Raw genomic sequence first — 16,345 nt, forward strand, 5'->3', positions numbered from 1 at the left:
AGTACGGCATGGCCGCGTCGGGCTCTGGCGGTACGGAGGGCGTGCCGGGCGGCAAGTCTCGGTTCGACGACATCTACGACCGGCCGGACCCGCGCGCGTACTTCGGCCGGCTGGCCCCGCTGGAGTACGAGATCCCGCACCACGCCCAGCCGGTCTTCCGGCAGGCCGCCGCCGAACGGACCGCGCTCGGCGACGGACCGGCGGTGCTGGACCTGTGCTGCTCGTACGGGATCAATGCCGCGCTGCTCAACCATGACGTGACGCTGGCGGAGCTGTACGAGCGGTACACCTCCCCGGCTCACCGGACGATGTCGACGGCGGAACTGACGGCACAGGACAAGGAGTTCTACACGAAGCGGCGCCGCCCGGACGCGGTGCCGGTGTTCGGCCTGGACGTCTCGGCCCCGGCCGTGCACTACGCAGTCGAGGTGGGGCTCCTGGACGACGCGTTCACCGACGACCTGGAACAGGGCTCGCCCGGTCCCGGGCTGAGCCGCGCGCTCACCGAGGTCGGTCTCATCACGCTGACGGGCGGTGGCAGCTACATCACCGCCCGGACGTTCACAGCCCTGCTGGACGGCGTCCGAAGACCGGTATGGGTCAGCGCATTCGTGCTGCGGACGGTGTCGTACCGCCCCATCATCCGGGCGTTGGCCGCACACGGTCTGAGTACCACCGTCGATGTCGCCCGCACCTATCCGCAGCGACTCTTCACCGACGAGCGCGAACAGCGGTATGCGATCGCGGCGGTACAGGCACTGGGCGCCGACCCTGCCGGACGTGAGGAGAAGGGCCGTTTCCACACCCTGCGCTACGAGTCCCGACCCGATACACCGTGACAACGGGGCCTGGGAGGAATCCCAGCAGACCTCCAGACCACGCCGGGGTCCATCCAGACCGTCCCCGTGCCCGAGGAGGAGCCCTCCGGCCCGTGCGACGGCCCGATCAGTGCTGGCAGTGCGCGCACCAGACGCTGCGCCGGCCGGCGACACGGTGTGAGCGCAGCCGTTCTCCGCAGCGGGGGCACACCGGTTCACCGTCGTCGCGATGGCCGGTGAGCCAGGTTCGGCGCGGTGGTACGCGACCGGCACGGGTGGCGGTGGCGAGTACGCCGCGCATCGCCGTGAACACATGGCGCGCCTCGGCGGAGTCGAGTGCCCGCGCCGGGCGCCGAGGGGCCACGCGGGCGCGCCACAGGATCTCGTCGCTGAGCAGGTTGCCGAGGCCGGCGACGAGGGACTGGTCCATGAGTACGGCTTTGACGGCGCCCCGTCGCGCGGCGAGCAGATTCAGGAAGTCGGCGCGGGTCATGTCGAGGGCGTCGGGGCCGAGCCGTTCCAGCATCCGCTGCAGCGCCCGCTGGTTCGGGGCCAGCCGTATGCCCTGGAGTTTGCGCTGGTCGCGGTAGCGGACCTGCCGATCGTCGTCGAGGGTCAGGACGACCCGGTCATGGGCGGCAGGCGGATCGTCGGCGCGGGCGCACACCAGCTCACCGGTCATACCGAAGTGCCAGACGAGGGCCGGGCCGTCACCGACCGGGACGATCAGCAGCTTCCCGTGCCGCCAGGGCCGGCCGAGCCGCCGCCCTTCCACTTCCCGTCGCAGGCGTCGCACGCCGACCCCGCGCAGTACACCCGTGTCGCGCACGTCGACGCGCCGGACGCACCGGCCGGGGCCACAGCCGTCCAGCACGCGACGGAAACCCTCGACGTCGGGCAACTCCGGCATGGCCACCTCCTGGAACGGCCCTCGGCTCGCCGGTCGGGACCGTCACCCTCGGCCAGGAGGCGGGCCACGATGCGCAGATCGTCGACGAGGCCGTCGCAGACCCGCGGGCGGTCCACGTCGCCGGCCTTACGAAGTAGACGTAGACGCCGAAAGCAAGTCACCCCTGCGAAGAAATTTGACTCACGGGCGGCCGGTTCGCGTTGCCGATCTTACGTCAAACTTAGGTTAGCCTCACCTCATGAGCTCACTGCTACTGGCCGCGGACACGGCCGGATACACCCTGCCCACAACCTGGCGGGCCCTGACCAAGACGGGCTACTTCATCGGCCTGACCGGCTCCATCGGCGGTCTCGTCACACACGCCGCCACCGTCCGCCCCGCCCTCAGGGGGTCAACGGGCGCAGCCGACGACATCGCCGTACTACGCCACCGCTCGGCGATCTGCCTCGCCTGGTCCGGCGTGGTGCTGCTGGTGACCGGATACTTCCAGCTCGCCGCGCGCGTGGCCCGGGCAGGCACGGGCATGCCGTTCAGCGACGCACTCGCCCCCGGACACATATGGCACTTCCTGCGGGCACCCGCCGCCAAGGGCGCCTGGATCGCGCAAAGCACCGTCTTCCTGGTGCAGAACCTCGTGCTCCTGGTGACCGCGGCCACCCTCATCGGCCTGTTCACGCGCGGCGCGCGGCGCCGGCTGGAGCCGATCGCCCTCGCCGCTCTGCCTCTCGCGCTGGCGGTGACGCTGATCACCGCCGTCCCGGCCACCGTCCCGCAGGCGACAGACGACCTCCTGGACCTGGTCTTCACCCAGATCCACATCGTCAGCGGCACGGTATGGCTCGGAGGCCTGGTCCTGCTGAGCGTCCTCACCGGAGCCCGCCGCCACCTGAGCCCGAACGCCGGTCTGCTCTGGGCCGACATGTGGCGCCGCTTCAGCCTCGTCGCGATGATCTGCGTCGCCGCCGTCGTCCTCTCGGGCCTGTGGATGAGCTGGGAACACGTCGGCGGAATCAGCCAGTTGTGGACCACCGGCTACGGCCTCGCCCTGCTGATCAAGATCGTCCTCGTCCTCGGGCTGGTCACCGCCGGCGCCTTCAACCAGCTCTGGCTGATGCCCCGCATGACCCAGGCCCGCCGCGCAGGCGAGACCGCCTCACTCTTCCACCTGACGCTCCGGCACTTCCCCAAGGTCGTCTGGGGCGAGGTCGCCCTGGGCCTGGCCGTCCTCGTGGTGGTCCCCTTCCTCACCGGCTCCGCCCGCACCGAAGCCGGCAGTCCCCAGGCAGAATCGTCAACCGGAATCTTCGCCGCAGGCGCAGCACTCGCCCTCGCCCTCGCCGCGTCCCTCTACGCCACCGCCAAGGCATCCGACGCCCTCTCCCGCCGACCCGCGGCCGCGACCGATCCCGCCTGACCGGCGAGACAGCAGGCGGCGTGGCCAGGCCGGCCCGGCTTCCCCCCACCCCTCCTTTCCGGCTCCGACAAAGGCAGCTCCGTGGCCCTCCAGAAGGCGGACGGAGCTGCCAATTCCGCGCGTCCGTCCGCGCGTCCGTCCGCGCGTACGCGGCGAAGATTCGCACCGCAGCACACACACCGCCGGCATCGTGCGCTGGCTGGCGGATCAGCGCAGTCCGGCGAAGAGGTCGTTCTCGGGCACGGCCGCGCCGGTGGTGTCCTGGACACGTACGAAGGTCTCGACGCCCATCAACTCGGTGAACCTTTTCTGGCCCATCTTGAGGAAGAAGATGTTCTCGCCCTGGCTGGCGTGCGCGGCCAGCGCATCGAACTTCTGACCGCCGAACGCGGTGGTATCCACCCAGGTGGTGATCTCCTCGTCGGGGAGTCCGATCTCGGCCATCGCGGCGGTCTCGGCGGGATCCGGCTCCTGCCAGTCCGCACCGAACTCGCGCATGGTCTCCCCGAACCGCTGCATCATCGAGCGGGGCGCCGTCGTCCAGTACACCTTCGGTGTCGGCACCGTCATCGCCAGCGCCGCCATCGTGATGCGGTTTGCCTGGATATGGTCGGGGTGGCCGTAGAAGCCGTTCTCGTCGTAGGTCACGATCACATCGGGTTGGTAGCGGCGCAAGAGTTCCGCGAGTCGGGCAGCCCCCTCCTCCACGGGTGTCTGCCAGAAGGATCCGGGGGCGTCGTTGCTCGGCCAGCCCATCATCCCGGAGTCGGCATAGTCCAGCATCTCCAGATGACTGACCTTCAGGATGGCGCAGCTCGACTCAAGTTCTTGACGCCGCATCAAGGCGACGGCTGCCGGATCGTGCCCGGGATCGCCCGGCTTGACACCCCCCGGTCCATCACCACAACGGCCGTCGGTACACGTCACGAGGACCGTGCGAATACCCTCCGCCGCGTACCGCGCGAGGACACCTCCCGTTCCGGTGGCCTCATCGTCGGGGTGGGCGTGCACGGCCATGAGCGTCAAGGGCCGGTCATTCATGAAACAGTCCTCCTGTGTGAAAAAGCCTCGGTCCGAGTCTGCGGCAGGCGTATCAGCGCTCGCCCGGATATCGGGTGACCGGCGTACCCCGGACCCGGGAGCCCCGGATCGCGTCGGGGCGGACAATCTCTTGACCTCTCTGTTCCCTGCCCCTGCGGCGCCGGTCCCCCAGCCGGTGCAACAGTGCCGACCGGACCGGCTGTTCCCGCCCCGCACGGGATGCCCTCGTCACAGCGCCGGTCACCCCTGTACGTCACTCGGTCCCCGCGCCTGCCGGAGGTGAACGGTCACATCACGGAGGCCCCCTACTCCCCCGCGAGCGGAGGACCTGGCCGGTTCCGCCGAGTGCGGCGCTGGGGACGGGCCGGCAGTACAGGACGGCAAGCGATGCGAGGAGGAGTGAGGCTGCGACGGAGAGTCCCAGGATTCCGGGGCGGTTCCACGCGGTGAGCGCGAGAGCGCGAGAGCGCGAAAAGGGGTGTCCACGCTGCGCCCCTGATCGTGGCGGCCCACCAGCCGACCGTCGTCTGAGCGGCGTTGAGGAGAATCGGCGCCAACAGGAGCGCGGGCGGGAGGATCGCGAACCGTGGCGATTCCGCCCACCAGCTGCGTTCCATCCAGGAACTACTCCGGAACTACTGGGGAAACACCGGCACGACAAGCACCGGCCCAAGGCAGCGCGATGCGGGTGACCCCCGTTCGTCGGTCACTCGCTTTCGCTGGTCAAACGCGTGTGGGCAGCGTCCCGTCCCAGCCGACCAACTCGACATCGAACAGCGACCGTTGGACACCTACGACCGGATCTTCGGGCTGATGGTGTGTCCTAGCGGCAGGGCGCCGCGTACAGGCTGATGTCTCACGTCGATGCTCCTTGGACGCAGCCGCCCCGCTGGCAACGGCCACGGCCACGGCCACGGCCACGGCCACGGCCACGGGGATGGTGCCGAAGTGGTGTCCGGGACGGCGCCCCGCAGCCGCGTGCCTCTGCGGGGCGCCGGCCGTCGCCCTCGGGCTCACTGAAACCGTGCGACCGGGAGGGTGCCCTGAGGCGGCAGGCCGCCGCTGGGACATCTGCCCCGGCGCTCCTGCAGTACGACTCCTTCTGAAATGCCTCCGGCTGCGGCAGCTGCCGCCTGCGGTGCACCACGTGTTGGTGCGGGACCCCAGGCGGCAGCCTGGTCCTGCGTGCCAGGCACCGAGCCCTGGTACGCCGGGATGGCGCTACTTCTGTGTCCAGACCTGGTTGGGCTGTGTGCCGCCGCCGTAGCAGTCCCATATCTGCAGCAGCGCGCCGTTGCCGGAGCCGTCGGCGTCCAGGCATTTCCCGGATCGGGGGTTGGTGACGGTGCCGTTGGCGTTGAACTGCCACTGCTGGGCGCCGGTGCCGTTGCACGACCAGAGCTGCACTTTGGCGCCGTTGGCCGTGGAACCGGCGGCCACGTCGAGGCATTTACCGGTCTGCGGGTTGACGAGGGTGCCGCCGGTCCACGTCCACTTCTGGTTCCATCCGGTTCCGCAGTCCCACAGCTGGACGGGGGTGCCGTCGGCCGTGCCCCAGTCCTTCAGGTCCAGGCAGCGGCTGCTCTGCTGACCGGCGACCGTGCCGGTCGTACCGCCGCCTCCTCCTCCGCCACCGCCGGAGCCGTTGGAGTCGTAGGAGAAGGAGTTCACGGCCAGGCCGGGGCCACCGACCCAGGGCTCGAAGCCGAACTGCACGCTGGTCATGTACCACGCCGACGACAGGTAGCCGCGGCTGATCGAGTCGTTGGTGAAGTCCTTGATGTTCACCGTGATCGTGTTGGTTGGCTGCTGGCGGACGTAGGAGACGGTGTTCCAGGCGATGCCGCTGCCCTGACGGCCGTACCAGACGTCCCAGTTGGCGCCCTCGATCGACACCGTTCCGACCTTGGTGCCGAACGGTGTGGGCGAGCCGGAGTGGTTGGCCCAGATCATCATCTCCTCGCCGTTGTTCTGGCCCGACGGGTTGGAGTTGGTGTCGAACCAGATGTCGTACGAGGCGTCCCACTGGCCGTCGGCGGTCGAGAAGTCGACGCTGGACTGCGGGTTGCCGAACGCCGACACCTGCAGCGGCAGGCCGTTGCCGCTGGAGCAGTTGCCGTAGTGGCAACCGGCGTAGATCGACGGATAGGCCGCCGGCGCGCCGCTGGTGCCCACGTCGTGCCAGCCGGTGGTGACCTTGAAGCCGTCGTCCGACACATCGATGCACTGGGGGATCGAGTCACCCCACTCGTTGTTCTGGACGACGTACTTGCCGCCCGAGACCTTCATGCTGTCGGTCTTGCCGCAGAGGGTCGTGTTCGCGGACGCCGGCGAGGCGCCGGCCAGGGAGAGGGCAAGCAGGAACAGGGCAGCCACGGCTGCCGCGACCGCCTCGGCTCCCTTGCGCGGCTTCGGGCTCGATCTGGTCATGGGAATCCTTTCGATGGCCGGAGCGGCTTGTGCGGCACCCGACCGTGGGGGATGTTCCCGGAGAGTGAAGAGCGTCGATTTGGGAGCGCTCCCATGTCGCGGAGCGCCGACGCCGGAACCTTCCGGAAGTGAAATGAGTGGGGATGACGCCGAAATGGCGGATCGGCGCCGCCGTGAGGCGGGACCAGTACGCGGCGGGCGAGCTCGCCCAGCTCACTCACGCCGCGACACATGAAGCCAGCGAGGTTGACTGACTGTCAAGCGGTCTGCATCCGTTCACCTTGTGAAGCCAACGCAGAACGCTCCTGACGAGCCCGGATGAGCCGGTCTCGAACAGCGTCTGCCGGAGCGGCACTTGTCAACGGCACATCCTCACCGGAACGTTCTGCGCTTTCGAGTCGACGTCCCTAGTCCCTTTGGTGGTGCACGGGCGTTGCGTCGCCCGTGCACTGCGACGCGTCCGACCTCGGGAGCCCCTTGAACTCACGTGTCACGCATGCCCTCTGCCGGATCGTCATGGTCGCCGCACCGCTTCCCATGCGGCGCGGACGCACCCCTTGCCGCCGCGTCCGGGCGGGGCTAAGGTGCCGTCTCAGTCAAGTCACTGGCTAGTAGCTACTAACCACTTCGCCCTGGTAGCCACTGGCGGACCTTCGGCCCGGGAGTGGAAGCGGGTGATGTCCGAGATCGGTCGGCAACTGGACTGTCCCACAGCGTTGTCCCGGACCGACGGTGACGCCCGACGGAGAGGTCTTGGCGAACATGGCTGAGGGGGCGCCCTCCTACCGCCGTGACCGGCCACGACTGCCGGCCGCCGAGCGACGGCGCCAGATCATCCACGTAACCTCCGCAGTTATCGCAGATCGCGGTTTCTGGGGACTGTCGATGCAGGACGTGGCCGATCGGTGCGGGCTCACCGTTCCGGGTGTGCTGCGCCATGTCGGTTCCAAGACCGGCTTGCTCATCGCCGTGCTGGAACACCGGGACGTCGAGGATGCCCGATCGCTTCGCGCACACCTCGGCGTCGGTGAGGACGAGGTCCCGGACGAGTGGTCCGCCGGCGGCCCCCACGGAGTCGGCCTGCGGCAGTTGTGCTCGGCGACGGTGCAGCGCAACTCGGAGCAACCGGAATTCGTCCGGCTCTTCACGGTGCTCGAAGCCGAGTCACTGACACCAAGCCATCCCGCGCACGCCTACTTCGTGAAGCGGCAAGAGCAAGCGATAGCCGCCTTCGCGTCCTTGGCCAGGGACATCAGCGACCATCCCGAATCGCTCGCCCGGCACATCGTGGCGATGATGGACGGCCTGCAGATCCAGTGGCTGCGAGCGCCGGAGACGGTCGACCTGGTCCGGGAATGGGAGTCCGCCGCCGAGGTGCTGTTCGGTGGACGGGAGGGCGACGCGCGTACGAAGAAGCGGAGCGATTGACGGGCGCCGCACGCGCGGGGACCGAAGCAGCCCTCTGCAGAACCGCAACCGCGTCATGCCCCCGCGCCCTTCCATCGCTGTGGGTGGTGCCAGGCCGCCACGAACGCCTCCGCGCCCACCGGGCTCAAGCACGGCACGCGCCGACGGCACATTGCAAGGGTTACTGCGCATCCGACCGGGCCGTGGACGGTGCAGCAGGCGAGATACCTCGCCCCCGAGTTGGGTGTCCGGGTCGACTCTCTCCCGCTGGGCCGGTGGGCGGCACGGCAGGGGCCGGCTCGGGCGCCTCTGCTCACTCACCTAGCGCCCCAACACCGGTCCCGCCGACACCTCATGTCCAAACAGCCGTCTCCTCACATCTCACATTTACCAACTTGCGCAGAAGAGCGAGTATCCGGGGAGCTTGACCTGGACAGACGGCCGCGTGTCGGGGCGCACGCCCAGGATGGACTGGACCACATGAACCAGTGTGGACTTCTTACCAGGGAGCCTTAGGGTGCCGCGCCATGACTCGAACACGGCTCTACCGCAGCGGAAACCTGGTCCTGGAAGACTTCCCGACCGCCGACATATCCGAATACGTCAATGATCCCGACGTGGCGGTCTGGCTCGACCTGTGCGACCCGTGTTCCGCCGACTTCGCCATGATCAGCGAAGAGTTCGGTCTGCACGAACTCGCGGTCGAGGACGCACGTCAGGAGCACCAGCGGCCCAAGCTGGACCGTTACCGCACCCACGCCTTCCTCAGCGCCTACGCCGTAAGCACGGACGAGAGCAGCGGGCGCCTGACGGCAAGCGAGTTGTCAGTCTTCATCACACCCACGGCATTGATCACTATCCGGCCGAACGAGGACTTCGACATCGAGAAGGTCGTCGAGCGCTGGGACAACAACAGCGATCTCGCCAAGTACGGGGTGGGGTTCCTCCTGCACGGGCTGCTGGACCATATAGTCGACGGTCATTTCGCCGCCGTCCAGGACCTGGACGACCGCATCGAAGCGGTCGAAGACCTGCTCTTCGACGAGGGACGCCAGCAGATGGACTCCGTCCAGCGTGACTCCTACGCACTGCGCAAGAACCTCACCAGGCTGCGTCGCGTGGTACTGCCGATGCGGGAAGTCGTCAACAGTCTCCTCCGGCGCGACCTGCACATCGTCGCCGAGCCGCTGCTCCCCTACTACCAGGACGTCTACGACCACGTCCTCAGAGCCACCGAGTGGACCGAGTCACTGCGGGACATGATCACCTCCATCATGGAGACCAATCTCACCGTTCAGGGCAACCGCATGAACCTGATCATGAAGAAGGTCACCAGCTGGGCGTCGATCATCGCCGTACCCACCGCCGTCACGGGCTTTTACGGACAGAACGTTCCATATCCGGGTTTCAATACAAATGTCGGCTTTCTCACGTCCACCGGTGTCATGGCCGTCGGAACTGTCGTGCTCTACCTCGTCTTCAAGCGCAAGGACTGGATCTGACCACAGACCTCCATTTGTTACCCGCTGAAGCCATGGAGTTCCTCACCAACGTGCTGTCGACCACCACAACAGCGGGCTGCTCGCGCTACGCCACGAGGTCGCGGAGCTGCGTCTGCGGCCCGGTATCCAGCCGTGCCTTGCTCAGCCGGAACAGTGTCTTAGCGGCGTTGCGGCACCCGCCCGCCGCCGGAGGGGCTGCGCACCGTGCGATTGCCGCCCCGTCCGGACCCGGTCTGCCGCGGCGTCGCGAGCCGGCCGCAGACCGCCACGCCGCCCGATCACGGCCCAAGCGCCCGGGAGGACCGTCCCGGGCTCGTGCCGTCGCACGAGCCGCTGTCAGTGCTATCGGCGCTATCGGCGTCGCATCACCAGTGGCTCGTGTCGTCGCAGCAGCGCCCCCACCAGGACGATCCCCACGAGCCCCAAGCCCTCCAGCACGCCGGTGTCCAGCCACCACTGGGAGGCGCTGTGCACCCACAACGGGTCGACCAGGGTGGAGTGCCGGTCGTCGGCGGGCGGGCCGATCCGGCTGAGGTTGATAGTGGCGGCCTGCGCCGCGACCGCCCAGCGTGACGGCGCCAGCCAGGAGAGCTGGGCCATTCCCGGGTGGTTGAAGAGCGGGAACACCGCGCCACTGAACATCACCTGCGCCAGCGTGGACAGCACCAACAGCGGCATGGTCTTCTCAGCCGTGCGGACCACCGCCGAGATGATCAGACCCAGCATCATGGACGTGGTGGAGAGCAACACCACTACGAGCACCAACTCGAGCTCGGAGGGGCTGCCCACCAACCCGGAGGTCGGCAGCCGCCGGCCCGCCAGCCCGAGCGCGACCACCACCAGCCCCTGCAGCGCGGTGATGCATCCCAGCACCATGACCTTGGCCAGCACATACGCCGACCGCGACAGCCCGGTGGCGCGTTCCCGCTGGTAGATCACCCGCTCCTGGACCAGTTCGCGCACCGAGTTCGCCGCGCCGGTCAGGCACGCCCCGATCGCCAGCACCAGCAGGACCGGCTGTGCGTCCACGTTGTAGACCGGGGCGCACAGCGCCGCCCTGGCGCAGGTTCCGGTGGCGCGCATGAAACCGAACTCCGCGGGCACCGCCATACTCAGCACGCCCATGATCACGGGCAGGACGACGAGCAGCCCTATGTGGCCCCGGTCGGCGGCGAGCACGGCCCAGTTCCGTCTCATGAGCGTGATGAACTGGGAGGTCCAGCGTGGGGGCCTCGGCGAGCTCGAAGAGTGCCCTGACCGCTGCTGGCGGCTCTGGAGCCTCGTCGGGCGGGGCTGCCGCGCGGCGGCCGCTTCATCGGCGGCCAGGTACGTCCTGCTCTGCTCCGACTCCTGGTAGCGGCCGGGCCAGTCGCGCTCCGGGTACTGGTCGAAGTCGGAGAAGACGTCCGCCCAGTCCTCGTGCCCGAAGAAGGACAGCGCCTCCTCGGGAGGCCCGAAGTACGCCGTCCGACCGCCGGGGGCCAATACCAGCACTCGGTCGCAAAGGTGCAGGTTGGCCACACTGTGGGTGACCACCAGCACCCGGCGCCCGCCATCGGCGAGCCCGCGCAGCATCTGCATGACCTGCCGGTCCAGTCCCGGATCGAGCCCGGAGGTCGGCTCGTCGAGCAGCAGCAGGGACGGCTTGGTCAACAGTTCCAGGGCCACGGACACGCGTTTGCGCTGGCCGCCCGACAGGGCGGTGATGCGGGTGTCGGCGCGGTCCTCCAGGCCGAGTTCCTCCAGCACCTCCTGGACGCGGCGCTCCCGTTCCTCGGCGCTGGTCCCCGATGGGAAGCGCAGCCTGGCTGCGTAGCGCAGCGCGGTGCGGACGGTCAGCTGGGGGTGCAGGATGTCGTCCTGCGGAACCAGCCCGATCCGCTGACGGAACTCGGCGAAATGCGTGTACAGGTCCCTGCCGTCGTATCGGACCTCGCCCTCCTGCGCCGGCTGATAACCCGTCAGGGCACGCAAGAGGGTCGACTTGCCGGAACCGGACGGGCCGACCACCGCGACCAAGGATTTCTCAGGGATGGTGAGGCTCACCTTGTCGAGCAGCCTCTTGCGCTCGCGTCGATGGCGAACCCGGACCGTCAGATCCCGTGCCAGAAACGACCCGCCGCCCTCGGGCAGCCCAGGGAGCCCCGGCGACCGTCGAGCCCACTCCTCGGACTGCTCTTCGCCCTGCAGGGATGAATCTGACGGCCGTTCGGCACTCGTCAATCTGTTCTCTTTCATCACGGCGGAGGCTAGCTGCCGAATGCAAGAATTCAGTGGGGATGGCTTCCGTTCTCCGACCGCACCGTCGACCGGTGACGCGACACCGGGCCCTGCCCAACACTGACCAGCCCTGTCTCGTAGACAACGATGACCGCCCGTGCGCGGTCGGGGAGCCTGAGCTTGGCGAGGAAGCGGGTCGTGCGGTGCGGTGCGGTGACGCGGCAGCCGCCACGCAGGCAAGGACCAGTGACCTCACGGTGGCGGACGATTCACCGACGGCCGGATCGCCTCCGACACCCTTGCGGGGACGGCGCGATGAGTGCCCTGGGCAGGATGAGTGCCTGGGCAGCTTTGGCGCGATCCGGTGTCCGACGGCGCCGCTCGCAGACGCTCGTGGCGGGACGGCCACGACGGTGGCGACGACCGCGTCCATGCCTGGAGGGTCGTTGCCAGCCGCCTCCAACGGCACTTCGACCAGCCACATGCCGACCGTAACCCACTGCCCAAGCACCTACTCACCCACGACCGTCAGCCCCGACCTGACCCTTGCCACCTACACCGAGCTGGGCTTCACCCGACGCCTCGGCGCCCACGCCGTGTACCTGAACGTCGACCGCCATGAGCTGACCATGCCGGAGAACGAGCGGCTGCCGTTCGACGGGCTGATCTGCCCCGGACGAGCGGCGGCGCGGGGAGCGCAGTGGGGGTCACGGCCACGCTGGACGCCGTGGTGGGTGCCGGCGAGGACCCGGCACCGCTGCCGCAGCGGGCCATGAAGAGAGCGGCCAGGGCTGCGCCGGCCCACGGGATCGAGCTGGTGGCTTCTCCTGCCCGGCGATGGAGCGTCGGAGGCGGCTGGCAAGAGGGGCTAATACGACAGGAGGTACGTGCTTCCGGTCAGTTAAGGCCGAGGGCCATCAAGGAGGCGCATCGTTTCTCCACAAGCGAATGCATGTTCGCCATGCGTTTACCTATCGTCTGTCTCTCGTTCCGGTTCTTCGGGGCCTCCCGGCCTCCGTTCCCACAGGGAGTGCAGTCATGGAGTCGTTACGGCATCTCGCCGCCCACCTCGGGCTCGACCTCGCCGCCGTCGGCCTGCTGACCTTCGCCATCTACTACCCACGCCACCGCCGGCGCGACCTCGTGCCGGCCTATCTCGCCCTGAACACCGGCCTCTTCACCGTCGTCACCGCCCTCGCCGAGGTACGCGGCAGCGGGGGCGCGGCCCTGGGCTTCGGCCTGTTCGGCGTGCTCTCGATCGTCAGACTCCGCTCCGACGCCGTGCAGCACGAGGAGGTCGCCTACTACTTCACGACCCTGGTCATGGGCCTGCTCTGCGGACTGCCGAGGCTGCCGTTCGCACTCACCGCCGGCCTGTGCACCGCCCTGCTCCTCGTCGTCTGGGCGGCCGACAACCCCCGCCTCCTGGCCGGCACCCGACGCGCCGTCGTCACCCTCGACACCGTCCACCAGAACCCCGCCGCGCTCCGCGCCGATCTCGTACGGCGCCTGGGCCAGCCCCTCCACTGGACGGTCATGGAAGTCGACTTCGTCCGGGACCTCACCGTCGTCGACGTCCGCTACCGCGAAAACGCAGCGGCCCCGGCCGGCCGGGGCGCGGCGCCCGCCGCCGCACCCGGCCCCCGGACCACACCCGCCTGGGAGGCCGCATGACCACCGCACCGGCCCGCTGCGCCACCGCGGTCCGCGCCATCGCCGACGCCGCCCACAGTGCCGCCCCCATCTCACTCGACGAGCTCAACGAACGCGCCTCCCTCCTCGCCCGCTTCGACCACAGCTACCTCGTACCCGCACCCACCTTCCTGCACGTCATCGGCCTGCTCACCGACCCGCACCGGCCCGGCGGCCCCTACCGCGCCCTCACCATCAACGGCCGCCGCGCCTTCCGCTACCACTCCGTCTACTACGACACCCCCGACCTCCGCTCCTTCCACGACCACCACCAGGGCCGCCGGCTCCGCTTCAAGATCCGCGAACGGCTCTACGAGGACACCGGCGAGCGGCAGTTCGAGATCAAACTCAAAGGCCCGCGCGGCAACACCGTCAAACACCGCCGCCCACTGACCGCAGCCGCCACCCCCCTCGACCCCGACAGCCGGAGCTTCCTCGCCCACACCCTGCGCACCGCCTACCGCATCGGCGCCCCGCCCGCCCTCGAACCATCCCTGAGCACCGACTACACGCGCGCCACCTTCGTGGCCGACGGCGAACGCATCACCTGCGACGCGGCACTGCTCTGCGACGACCTGCGCACCGGACGCACCGTGCGGTGCACGGACGACCTCGTGCTCGTCGAGACCAAAACCACCGGGCATCTCACCGAGGCGGACCGCCTGTTGCACACCCACGGGATACGCCCCGCCGTCTTCACCAAGTACTGCAGCGCCTACGCCGCACTACGACCCGCACTCCCCGCCAACCGATGGCGCCGCACCGCCCGCCACGCATTCGGTGAGACGGCCCCGGAGCCGACGTGCTGAACGGCCGGTAAAGGCCCGGCGGCCCGGCGGCAGGACACCGCCTGCCGCCGGGAACGGCCCTGCCGCCGGGAGGCGATGTGTACCCTCCCGGCCGCAGACCTGGGCACGCACGGCTGGAGACTCGGGCCCTGCCGAGCGGATCGTCGCTCGCCGGTGCGCCCCGTGCGGCATGGCAGGCTCCGGTGAGTGGCGCGGGGCCGTTTCGATATGCGGCTCCGCCGTGGCTGCGACCAGCGCCCATAGGCGTGCAGCTGACTGACGGCCCCAGGGCGCTGGGGCGAAGCCCGGCATTCCCAGATGCCGGCACCGCCCGTTTCCCCCTGGCAGGCACGGCCGTAGCCGTTCCCCTACGGCATCCGCCCACCAGCGCAACTGGCGAGTCGTCACGAAATGCCGAGGCCAGGGTCCTGTACGCCGTCGGGAAAGCTGCGCTCCTCAGGTGAAGAAACGCATCCGGCCGTATGCGTGCCTCCGTGTCGAGGGCAGCGGCCGGGTCGTGGTGCCCCAGACCGGGGCAGTGTCTCGGCAGGCGGATGAGCCTAGAGCGGACGGTTCGCCATCTGTTTGTATGACCTGAAGAGGCAATCCAGGAGGTGACAGACACATGGTGTCCACGGAGAGCATGCTCGCGTTCGCGGCGATGTCACTACTGGTGATTGTGATTCCAGGGCCGAGCGTGCTGTTTGTGATCGGCAGAGCGCTGGCGCACGGCCGCCGCACGGCGCTCGCGACCGTCCTGGGCAACCTGATCGGTTCGTACCTCCTGGTGACCGCTGTGGCGTGGGGCCTGGGCACACTGGTGGAAACGTCTACGGCGGTATTCACGGGCGTGAAGCTGGCTGGTGCGGCGTATCTCGTCTACCTCGGCGTGCAAGCATTCCGACACCGCAAGGAGATGCGCGCTGCGGACATGGAGGCACCGGCAGGTGAGCGGCGCGGTGATCTGCGCACGGTCCTGGACGGTGTTTTCGTGGGCTTCACCAACCCGAAGGGCCTCATCTTCTTCGCGGCGGTGCTGCCGCAGTTCGTGGACCACTCGGCGGGCCGTGTCCCCCTCCAGATGATGGTCTTGGGGCTGGTCCCGGTCGCCATCGGCATGATCACGGACACCCTGTGGGGGCTGGGCGCCTCGGCGGCCCGTTCCTGGTTCGCCCGCTCGGACCGCCGCCTGTCGATGGTTGGCGGGGCGGGCGGCTTCGCGATGATCGGGCTGGGCGTGACCGTGGCAGCGACGGGCCGCGCCGACTAGCCCGCGCCATTGCCGGATGGGCTGCCCGTGAAATGCTCCCTGATCCTGGAGGACTTTCCGACCGCTGACATCTCGGAATACGTGAACGATCCGGACGTGGCGGTCTGGCTCGGCCTGTGTGATCCGTGCTCCGCCGACTTCGCGATGATCAGCGAGGAGTTCGGCCTGCATGAGCTCGCGGTGGACGACGCACGTCACGAGCATCAGCGGCCAAACTGAATCGCTACCGCACCCATGCCTTCCCCAACGCCTACGCCATCACCGCGGACGATTCCTCCAGAAACACCCATGGGGGGGCCGACATGAACAACCCGCACATAGTTCCGCCTGCTCCGCACCCGAGGAACACCCGCCCGCTGCACAAGCGCAAGCGCGTCTGGATCGGCGGCTTCGTCCTCATGGCGATCGGCTCGGCCATCGGCCAGTCGGACGCCCACGACGACGCCGTCAAGGCCGCCGCAGAGGCCAGGCCAACCGTCACTGCCACGGCGACGGTGACGGCCACGCCCAAGCCGGCTGTCACGGTCACCAAGACCGCCAGGCCCGCGCCCGCACCGGCGGTGACCGTCACCAAGACGGAGACGGCCGATACGAGCAACTCCAGCCTCGACACCGGCAGCAGCAACAGCGGGACGTGCTCGATCGTCTCCAACGCGGGCAACTGCTACTCGGCGGGCGAGTTCTGCCGCAACGGCGACCACGGTGCCACGACGACCGACGCGAGCGGTACGTCCATCACCTGTTCACCCAGCGGTGGTCGTTGGCGCTGGACCTACTCCTGACCTGGCTGGCGAGGGCACCGGGGAGCAGCCTCGGGCATCGGTGAAGTCGCAGACCGACTCCGCGATCTCAG

Annotated in this window: 13 protein-coding genes and 2 pseudogenes; 11 read left to right on the forward strand and 4 right to left on the reverse strand. The window is 68.8% G+C overall.

The window, feature by feature from the left end:
• The first annotated feature begins 8 nt into the window (after positions 1-8).
• Positions 9-839 carry a hypothetical protein gene (locus AB5L52_RS08565; protein ID WP_351563322.1) on the forward strand — a complete coding sequence of 277 codons (831 nt, stop codon included), beginning with the start codon at positions 9-11 and terminating at the stop codon, positions 837-839.
• Between the two features lie 106 nt (positions 840-945).
• Here AB5L52_RS08565 and AB5L52_RS08570 read toward each other — a convergent pair whose 3' ends face one another.
• Positions 946-1,728 carry an Fpg/Nei family DNA glycosylase gene (locus tag AB5L52_RS08570; RefSeq protein WP_369363186.1) on the reverse strand — a complete coding sequence of 261 codons (783 nt, stop codon included), beginning with the start codon at positions 1,726-1,728 and terminating at the stop codon, positions 946-948.
• A gap of 238 nt (positions 1,729-1,966) precedes the next feature.
• Between AB5L52_RS08570 and AB5L52_RS08575 the strand changes: the two genes are divergently transcribed.
• Positions 1,967-3,142: a copper resistance D family protein gene (locus AB5L52_RS08575; protein WP_369363187.1), complete on the forward strand. Its 1,176-nt coding sequence runs from the start codon at positions 1,967-1,969 to the stop codon at positions 3,140-3,142.
• A 207-nt stretch (positions 3,143-3,349) separates the two neighbouring features.
• On the opposite strand, the gene AB5L52_RS08580 is transcribed toward AB5L52_RS08575, so the two are convergent.
• Entirely contained in the window at positions 3,350-4,183 is an 834-nt protein-coding gene (locus AB5L52_RS08580; protein WP_351024752.1) for a PIG-L family deacetylase, read from the reverse strand.
• 1,221 nt (positions 4,184-5,404) lie between these two features.
• Positions 5,405-6,613 (reverse strand): ricin-type beta-trefoil lectin domain protein, encoded by a 1,209-nt coding sequence (locus tag AB5L52_RS08585; protein WP_369363188.1) that lies wholly within the window; start codon positions 6,611-6,613, stop codon positions 5,405-5,407.
• Positions 6,614-7,375: 762 nt separating this feature from the next.
• Between AB5L52_RS08585 and AB5L52_RS08590 the strand changes: the two genes are divergently transcribed.
• From AB5L52_RS08590 to AB5L52_RS08600, 3 genes and pseudogenes are all read left to right on the forward strand, one after another.
• Entirely contained in the window at positions 7,376-8,041 is a 666-nt protein-coding gene (locus AB5L52_RS08590) for a TetR/AcrR family transcriptional regulator (RefSeq protein WP_369368835.1), read from the forward strand.
• Positions 8,042-8,164: 123 nt separating this feature from the next.
• A pseudogene (locus tag AB5L52_RS08595) lies at positions 8,165-8,284 on the forward strand (integrase); the annotation flags it as partial.
• A gap of 263 nt (positions 8,285-8,547) precedes the next feature.
• Positions 8,548-9,522, forward strand: a complete 975-nt coding sequence (locus AB5L52_RS08600) for a magnesium transporter CorA family protein (protein ID WP_369363189.1) — start codon at positions 8,548-8,550, stop codon at positions 9,520-9,522.
• Between the two features lie 351 nt (positions 9,523-9,873).
• Here AB5L52_RS08600 and AB5L52_RS08605 read toward each other — a convergent pair whose 3' ends face one another.
• Positions 9,874-11,568, reverse strand: a complete 1,695-nt coding sequence (locus AB5L52_RS08605; RefSeq protein WP_351563311.1) for an ATP-binding cassette domain-containing protein — start codon at positions 11,566-11,568, stop codon at positions 9,874-9,876.
• A 656-nt stretch (positions 11,569-12,224) separates the two neighbouring features.
• Between AB5L52_RS08605 and AB5L52_RS08610 the strand changes: the two genes are divergently transcribed.
• From AB5L52_RS08610 to AB5L52_RS08635, 6 genes and pseudogenes are all read left to right on the forward strand, one after another.
• A complete protein-coding gene (locus AB5L52_RS08610) occupies positions 12,225-12,518 on the forward strand; it encodes a hypothetical protein (protein ID WP_369363190.1) in 294 nt (97 codons plus the stop codon).
• A gap of 262 nt (positions 12,519-12,780) precedes the next feature.
• Positions 12,781-13,416, forward strand: a complete 636-nt coding sequence (locus tag AB5L52_RS08615) for a DUF4956 domain-containing protein (RefSeq protein ID WP_369363191.1) — start codon at positions 12,781-12,783, stop codon at positions 13,414-13,416.
• On the forward strand, positions 13,413-14,243 hold the full coding sequence (locus AB5L52_RS08620; RefSeq protein ID WP_369363192.1) for a polyphosphate polymerase domain-containing protein: 831 nt from the start codon (positions 13,413-13,415) through the stop codon (positions 14,241-14,243). Before AB5L52_RS08615 ends, AB5L52_RS08620 begins: the two co-directional genes overlap by 4 nt.
• Before the next feature lie 604 nt (positions 14,244-14,847).
• Positions 14,848-15,492, forward strand: a complete 645-nt coding sequence (locus AB5L52_RS08625; protein ID WP_369363193.1) for a LysE family translocator — start codon at positions 14,848-14,850, stop codon at positions 15,490-15,492.
• A 42-nt stretch (positions 15,493-15,534) separates the two neighbouring features.
• A pseudogene (locus AB5L52_RS08630) lies at positions 15,535-15,719 on the forward strand (magnesium transporter); the annotation flags it as partial.
• A 75-nt stretch (positions 15,720-15,794) separates the two neighbouring features.
• On the forward strand, positions 15,795-16,274 hold the full coding sequence (locus AB5L52_RS08635) for a hypothetical protein (RefSeq protein ID WP_369368836.1): 480 nt from the start codon (positions 15,795-15,797) through the stop codon (positions 16,272-16,274).
• Positions 16,275-16,345: the final 71 nt, after the last annotated feature.

It is taken from the genome of Streptomyces sp. CG4, assembly GCF_041080655.1.
Lineage (GTDB): Bacteria > Actinomycetota > Actinomycetes > Streptomycetales > Streptomycetaceae > Streptomyces.